Source organism: Lentzea sp., assembly GCF_036380075.1.
Lineage (GTDB): Bacteria > Actinomycetota > Actinomycetes > Mycobacteriales > Pseudonocardiaceae > Lentzea.
The window spans coordinates 1-5,711 of the sequence record NZ_DASVFL010000169.1; the positions used below are offsets into that span (position 1 = coordinate 1).

8 protein-coding genes are annotated in these 5,711 nt (G+C 69.9%); all 8 read left to right on the forward strand.

Going from position 1 to position 5,711, the window contains the following annotated elements:
• Positions 1-508 (forward strand): tRNA (guanosine(37)-N1)-methyltransferase TrmD (trmD, locus tag VF330_RS19250; RefSeq protein ID WP_330853014.1); only part of this gene is annotated, 508 nt, incomplete at its 5' end.
• A 153-nt stretch (positions 509-661) separates the two neighbouring features.
• Entirely contained in the window at positions 662-1,021 is a 360-nt protein-coding gene (gene rplS, locus VF330_RS19255) for a 50S ribosomal protein L19 (RefSeq protein ID WP_090051001.1), read from the forward strand.
• A gap of 3 nt (positions 1,022-1,024) precedes the next feature.
• Entirely contained in the window at positions 1,025-1,765 is a 741-nt protein-coding gene (gene lepB, locus VF330_RS19260; protein WP_330853015.1) for a signal peptidase I, read from the forward strand.
• Positions 1,766-1,769: 4 nt separating this feature from the next.
• Positions 1,770-2,633: a signal peptidase I gene (lepB, locus tag VF330_RS19265; RefSeq protein WP_330853016.1), complete on the forward strand. Its 864-nt coding sequence runs from the start codon at positions 1,770-1,772 to the stop codon at positions 2,631-2,633.
• Entirely contained in the window at positions 2,630-3,424 is a 795-nt protein-coding gene (locus VF330_RS19270; protein WP_330853017.1) for a ribonuclease HII, read from the forward strand. The genes lepB (VF330_RS19265) and VF330_RS19270 overlap by 4 nt, the downstream gene beginning before the upstream one ends.
• The gene (locus VF330_RS19275) at positions 3,424-3,747 is read left to right on the forward strand and encodes a DUF2469 domain-containing protein (protein WP_030479657.1); all 324 of its coding nucleotides are present in this window, start codon (positions 3,424-3,426) and stop codon (positions 3,745-3,747) included. The genes VF330_RS19270 and VF330_RS19275 overlap by 1 nt, the downstream gene beginning before the upstream one ends.
• 167 nt (positions 3,748-3,914) lie before the next feature.
• Complete coding sequence (locus VF330_RS19280; protein WP_330853018.1) at positions 3,915-4,286, forward strand: YraN family protein; 372 nt, start codon at positions 3,915-3,917, stop codon at positions 4,284-4,286.
• A 1-nt stretch (position 4,287) separates the two neighbouring features.
• On the forward strand, positions 4,288-5,711 hold a 1,424-nt coding region (locus tag VF330_RS19285), incomplete at its 3' end, for a YifB family Mg chelatase-like AAA ATPase (RefSeq protein ID WP_330853019.1).

The window sequence follows — 5,711 nt, forward strand, 5'->3', positions numbered from 1 at the left end:
CATCGTGCCGACGCCGGCCGGTCGCCCGTTCACGCAAGCGGTTGCGCATGAGTACGCGGACGAGTCGCACCTCGTGTTCGCGTGCGGTCGCTACGAGGGCATTGACCAGCGTGTTGTCGATGACGCTCGTCGGCGCGTGCGTGTCGATGAGGTGTCCATCGGCGACTACGTGCTCGTTGGTGGCGAGGTTGCGGTGCTCGCGATCGTGGAAGCGGTCGCACGGCTGCTGCCCGGCGTGCTCGGCAACCCGAAGTCGCACGCCGAGGACTCGTTCCAGGACGGCCTGCTGGAAGGCCCCAGCTACACGCGGCCGGAGGTGTGGCGCGAGCTCGCCGTGCCGGACGTGCTGCGGTCTGGCAACCACAAGCTGATCAACAGGTGGCGGCGTGACCAGTCGCTCGCCCGGACCTTCGAACGGCGCCCCGACCTGCTGGAATCGTTGCCGGACGACGCGTTCGACAAGCACGACAGAGCGTTGCTCGCCCGCCTGCGCGAAGACGGCGAGTAGCCCGATTTCGTTCCGGAGTGCCTGGTCTGGCACACTGGAACAGTTGCCGCAGCCGGTCGTCGCACCGGCGTGCGCTCCAAGCCGACCCCCATCATGTCGTGCACAGCCATGGAACATGCTCTGGGGAGTTCAAGACACACGTGAGGACCACCGATGAACATCCTGGACGCACTTGACGCCCAGTCGCTGCGCTCCGACGTCCCGGCCTTCCGCGCCGGTGACACGCTGAAGGTTCACGTCCGCGTCATCGAGGGCTCGCGCGAGCGCGTCCAGGTGTTCCAGGGCGTCGTGATCCGCCGCCAGGGCGGCGGCATCCGCGAGACCTTCACCGTCCGCAAGGTCTCCTTCGGCGTCGGCGTCGAGCGCACCTTCCCGGTGCACTCCCCGAACATCTCCGAGATCGAGGTCGTCACCCGCGGTGACGTGCGTCGCGCGAAGCTGTACTACCTGCGCGAGCTGCGCGGCAAGGCCGCCAAGATCAAGGAGAAGCGCGAGGCCCGTCCGGTCTCCTGACCGGTGGCTTCGAGCCTGGAAGAACCCGAGGACGCCTCCGCACCGGACGAACCGGAGCGGGGGCGTACCTCTGTCTGGAGAGACGTCCTCTACGTCGTCGTGGCGGCCGTCGTGCTGACGGTGCTGATCCAGGCGTTCGTGGCGCGGGTCTACGTGATCCCCTCGGCGTCGATGGAACGCACGCTGCACGGCTGCACCGGCTGCGAGAACGACAGGGTGCTCGTCGACAAGGTCGTCTACCGCTTCGGCGACGTCGCGCCGGGCGAGGTGGTCGTCTTCCGCGGCCCCGACGCGTGGACGAACAACGACTTCCGCGCCGCGCCGTCGGCGAACCCCGTCGCGCGTTTCGCGCAGAACATCGGTTCGCTGCTGGGCATCGCGCCCGCGAACGAACGCGACTTCGTCAAGCGCGTCATCGCGCTTCCCGGCCAGACCGTGATGTGCTGCGACCAGCAGCACCGCGTCGTCGTGGACGGCAGGCCGCTCGATGAGCCCTATGTGTACTGGCAGCCCGGCACGTCTCCGGCGGACCACCAGCCGTTCGACCCGGTGCGAGTACCGGATGGACGGTTGTTCGTGATGGGGGACAACCGGATGAACTCCACCGACTCGCGCAAACAGGGCGGCGGGGGCGTAGCGGGCACCGTTCCGCTCGAGAACGTCATCGGCAAAGCCCGGTACGTCGTGTTCCCGAAAGATCGGTGGAGTGTTGTGTCGGATCACAACCCGCAGCCCCTAGGCTGATCTCGTGGTTGACGCCGATCCAGAGCACACGCCGTCCAGCGACGAGCCCGGTCCGGACGCTTCGGGTGAAACTTCGAAGAAGAAGAAAAAGGGCAATTTCTGGAAAGAGCTGCCCGTCCTCGTGCTGGTCGCGTTCGGTCTCGCGATCCTCATCCAGGTCTTCCTCGGCCGCGTCTACATGATCCCGTCGGAGTCGATGGAGACGACGCTGCACGGGTGCTCCGACTGCTACGGCGACCGCGTGCTCGTCGACAAGGTCACCTACCGCTTCACCGAGCCGTCGCCCGGCGACGTGATCGTGTTCCGCGGGCCGCCGTCGTGGCAGAACGACTTCGTCTCCGACGAGCCGGGCAACCCGGTCTCCGAGGGGCTGTCGTGGCTCGGGTCGCTGATCGGCCTGCCGTCGGCGAACGAGGAGGACTTCGTCAAGCGGGTGATCGCCGTCGGCGGGCAGACCGTGAAGTGCTGCGACGAGCAGAACCGCGTGACGGTGGACGGCAAACCGCTGGACGAGCCGTACAAGCACTTCGACGACGGCGTGCCGGCGGAGCAGGAGTCGTTCGAGGAGCTCAAGATCCCGGACGGCATGCTGTTCGTGCTCGGCGACAACCGCAACCACTCGTGCGACTCGCGCTGCCAGGGCCAGGGCGGGCTCAACGGGCTCGTGCCGGTCGGTGACGTGATCGGCAAGGCGCGCGTGATCGTGCTGCCCCCGTCCAGGTGGGGCGGGGTGACGGACCACGACCCGCAGACCGTGTCGATGGGTGCGCCGGGATGGCAGGAGAACGTCCCGATGGGCCTCGGTATCGTCGCGGCGTGGCCGCTTCTGCTGCTCGGACGTCGAGTGCGAGACCGATTCCGCCGATGACCATGCTCTTACCGCCCCGCGCGGTGGTGCGGGGGTCGTCGGGGAACTGGGCGCTGCAGAGCACGCTGGAGCGCAGGGGGCTGGGGCCCGTCGCCGGCGTCGACGAGGCGGGCCGCGGTCCGTGCGCGGGACCGCTGGTGATCGCGGCGTGCGTCCTCCGGCCGGGTGACGCGGCGCGGTTCGAGGGCTTGAACGACTCGAAGCTGATGACGGCGTCGGCGCGCGACAGGATGTACGACCTGGTGCTCAAGCGCGCGGTCGACCACTCGGTGATCGTCGTGCCGCCGGCCGACATCGACTGGCTGGGCATCCACGTGATGAACATCGAGGGCATGCGGCGCGCGGTGGCGCAGATGTCGACGCACCCCGGTTACGTGCTGACCGACGGTTTCAAGGTGCCGGGCATGCCCGCGCCGAACGTGGCGGTGCTCAAGGGCGACCAGGCCGCTGCGTGCGTGGCGGCGGCATCGGTGCTGGCCAAGGTCACGCGCGACCGGATCATGGCCGACCTGCACGAGCGCCACCCCCAGTACGGGTTCAACGTGCACAAGGGGTACTGCACGCCCGACCACACGGCCGCGTTGCTGGAACACGGGCCGTGTGCGGAGCATCGGTGGTCGTATGTAAATGTGGCAGCGGCGGCTGCCAAGCACGGTCTCGCCGCGCCGCACAGGGTGGCGCGCGCCACGACGGCGACGGCCGTGGTCCAGAATGAGGCAACCCCGGCTGACGCCGGGGAGCTCGCGACGAGGGAGGGCGCGGAGCAGATGATGACCCGCGCGGAGGCGTAATGAGTGCAGAGGATCTCGAGAAGTACGAGACCGAGATGGAGTTGTCGCTGTACAAGGAGTACCGCGACATAGTCAGCCAGTTCTCGTTCGTCGTGGAGACCGAACGTCGTTTCTACCTGGCCAACTCGGTGGACGTGCAGGTGCGCAACGCCGACGGCGAGGTGTACTTCGAGGTGCGCATGTCGGACGCGTGGGTGTGGGACATGTACCGCCCCGCGAGGTTCGTCAAGAACGTTCGCGTCATCACGTTCAAGGACGTGAACGTGGAGGAGCTGGACAAGCCGGATCTCCGCTTGCCGGAGAGCGGGCCGTTCCCGAGCTGAGCCGGCCCACTAGCACACCCCACCGACAACTCCACGGTTCCAAGATCGACAACGGCTGAGTTGTCCACAGCCGCCGAGTTGTCCACAGATCGGCCTCGGCCCGGCCACCCACCCCGCCCCACCCTGCAAGGTCGTACCCAACGACCCGCAGGGAGGCGAGGGCAGTGGTGGCACAGGCACCGGTCGAGACCAGGCAGCAGGAGCTGGGGCGCCAGGGCGAGGAGCTGGCGTGCAGGTACCTGGAGGGGCAGGGCCTGGCGGTCCTGTCGCGCAACTGGACGTGCCGCGACGGTGAGCTCGACGTCGTGGCGGTGGAGGGCGACCGGCTGGTCGTCTGCGAGGTCAAGACGCGGTCCGGTCCCGCCTGGGGCCGTCCGGACGAGGCCGTGGACGCGGACAAGCTGTCCCGTCTGCGCCGCACGGCGCTGAGGTGGCTGGCCGCGCACGGCGTCGGCTGGTGCAACGTCCGCGTCGACCTCATCTCGATCACGTGGCCGCCGGGCGGCGAAGCGCGTCTGCAACACCTGCGGGGAGCCTGAGATGGCTCTGGCGCAGGCGTGGTCCGTCGCCCTCTACGGCGTCGACGGGCTGGCGGTCGAGATCGAGGCCGACGTGGGCGTGGGCCAGCCCCGCACCCACCTCCTCGGGCTGCCCGACGCCTCCTTGCACGAGTCGAAGGAGCGCGTGAAGGCCGCTGTCCGCAACAGCGAGGAGGAGTGGCCGAAGCAGCGCATCGTGCTGGGGCTGTCGCCGGCCAACCTGCCCAAGGGCGGCAGCAGCTACGACCTCGCGATCGCCTGCGCCACCCTCGCCGCCGCGGGCTCGGTCCCGCTCGAACGCCTCACCACCACGGTCCTCGTGGGCGAACTGGCCCTCGACGGCCGCATCAGGGCGGTCCGCGGCGTCCTGCCGTCCCTGCTGGCGGCGAGGCGAGCCGGTCTCGTCGCGGCGGTGGTCCCGGTGGACTCGCTGCCCGAGGCCTCCCTGGTGGACGGCATCGAGATCCACGGCGCGCACACCCTCTCCGACGTGCTGGCCTGGCTCCGCGGCGAGCCGGCACCGCTCCTGTCACCTCCGCAGGCCGACGACCCGCCGCCGCAACCGGTGCCGGACCTGGCCGACGTGGTGGGCCAGCCCGAGGCGCGCTGGGCGCTGGAGGTGGCCGCGGCGGGCGCCCACCACCTACTGCTGACGGGCCCGCCCGGCACGGGCAAGACGATGCTCGCCGAACGCCTCCCCGGCCTGCTCCCGCCACTGACGCGCCAGGAGGCGCTAGCCGTCACCGCCGTGCACTCGGTGGCGGGCGTCCTGTCGTCCGACTACCCGCTGGTCGCCACGCCGCCGTTCGTCAATGTGCACCACACGACGTCGATAGCAGCCCTGATCGGCGGCGGCAGCGGCATGGCGAAGCCGGGCGCCGCCTCCCTGGCCCACCGCGGCGTCCTGTTCCTCGACGAGGCCTGCGAGTTCGGCCAGAAGACGATCGACACCCTCCGCACGGCCCTGGAAGAGGGCGAGGTCCGCATCCCGCGCCGCGACGGCATAGCCCGTTACCCGGCCCGCTTCCAGCTGATCCTGGCCACCAACCCGTGCCCCTGCGCCCCGCCGAAAGAGGTCGACTGCATCTGCACGGCGACAGTCCGCCGCCGCTACCAGTCCCGCCTCTCCGGCCCGCTGCTCGACCGCGTGGACCTCCGGGTCCACATGCGAGCCACCACGGCCATGTCCAACGCCGACGCCGCCCCACCGGAACCGACGGCCGTGGTCCGCGAACGGGTCCTGAAGGCCCGCTCCCGAGCCGCGACCCGCTGGCAGGCCCACGGCCACACCTGGCCCACCAACGCCCAGGTCCCCGGCCCGGCCCTGCGCCGCGAGTTCGCCCTGCCCCGCCCCACCACGGCCCTGCTCGACCGGGCCCTGGCCACCGGCGCCCTGACGGGCAGAGGAGCCGACCGCTGCCTGCG

Bases quoted from the DNA above. Each gene is read 5' to 3' on its own strand.
- VF330_RS19270 (WP_330853017.1), top strand. From the start codon at position 2,630: ATGACCATGCTCTTACCGCCCCGCGCGGTGGTGCGGGGGTCGTCGGGG.
- rplS (WP_090051001.1), top strand. From the start codon at position 662: ATGAACATCCTGGACGCACTTGACGCCCAGTCGCTGCGCTCCGACGTC.
- VF330_RS19275 (WP_030479657.1), top strand. From the start codon at position 3,424: ATGAGTGCAGAGGATCTCGAGAAGTACGAGACCGAGATGGAGTTGTCG.